The sequence below is a fragment of the Halorientalis regularis genome (genome assembly GCF_023698535.1).
GTDB classification, from domain to species: domain Archaea; phylum Halobacteriota; class Halobacteria; order Halobacteriales; family Haloarculaceae; genus Halorientalis; species Halorientalis regularis.
The window spans coordinates 1-940 of sequence record NZ_JALJCL010000042.1 but is presented as its reverse complement, the minus strand read 5'-3'; the positions used below and the strand labels follow the sequence as shown (position 1 = coordinate 940).

Here is a 940-nt window from a genome sequence, read left to right as displayed (position 1 = left end):
GGCTGTGTTGAATCGCCATACTGCGATGGAATTCACTGTTTCACAGCCCGCTTGATGTTATAGACGACACACATCAGAGCGATTTCTCGGAACTCACGGAACCACGAACGCGCTCGCACGGCGAAGCCGAGCGAGCGCTTGACAGCCGAGTTCACGGTCTCGGTCATTGAGCGCTGATTGTAGCGCTGTTCGTCGATTCTGGCGTTGTGCGCGTGATCATAGGGTGCAAAGACACGATGTTTGATGAGCGGGCGAATCCCGAGGTCACGAAGGGATTCGCGGAGCGATTGCTTGTCGTATCCCTTGTCGGCGGCAAGAGACCGCAGATCGCCCGCGTTCCGGCGGGCGATCTGCTCGGCGAGATCCGCGTCGCTCCCTTCACGGTTCGTCGAGCAGTGAACGTCAAGGATGGCTTGAGAGTCTGTATCGACGAGTTTCGTGACCTTCAGCTTCTGCACGCAGTAGCTTATTCGCTGGCAGTAGTGGCGGCTCGCTGCTGAGCGTTCGTAGAATGTCGCGTCGATCGCGCCATGTTTTGAGGGGTCGTGCAGCTGCGCCGACTGGCGCAGCAGCACTCGGCAGACGCTCATACTGATCCGGTCGAACGCTTTACACAACGTGGATGGGGAGGGGAGATCGGCCGCGTCGAGGCCGATCTCCCCGGTTATTTGTGGCATCTCCTTCAGTAGATCAATCGTCATTCGGTAGGACGTGTCGAGGTAAATCCGGAGACAATGGAGAGAAACGAAGGCATAGTCGGCGAATCCGCCGCCACCTTCCGGGGCGGCGGATTCGTCTCCATCGCCGGTAACTCTTTGAGAAATCGGGACGATTTCGCTAGTGAAGCGGGAGATTTGGGTCATAGACAACTGAAGTCTCCCGCTTCAACTCCTTCGATTTAGCGACCTATCCCGACGCCGTCTAGTGATTCAACACAGCC

General features: G+C 57.3%; 1 protein-coding gene. It reads right to left on the bottom strand.

Going from position 1 to position 940, the window contains the following annotated elements:
* Nucleotides 1-32: 32 nt before the first annotated feature.
* Nucleotides 33-863: an IS5 family transposase gene (locus MU521_RS21300; protein ID WP_250864860.1), complete on the bottom strand. Its 831-nt coding sequence runs from the start codon at nt 861-863 to the stop codon at nt 33-35.
* Between the last annotated feature and the right edge of the window lie 77 nt (nt 864-940).

Coding starts and splice junctions, on each gene's coding strand:
- MU521_RS21300 (WP_250864860.1), bottom strand. CDS start 863: ATGACCCAAATCTCCCGCTTCACTAGCGAAATCGTCCCGATTTCTCAA.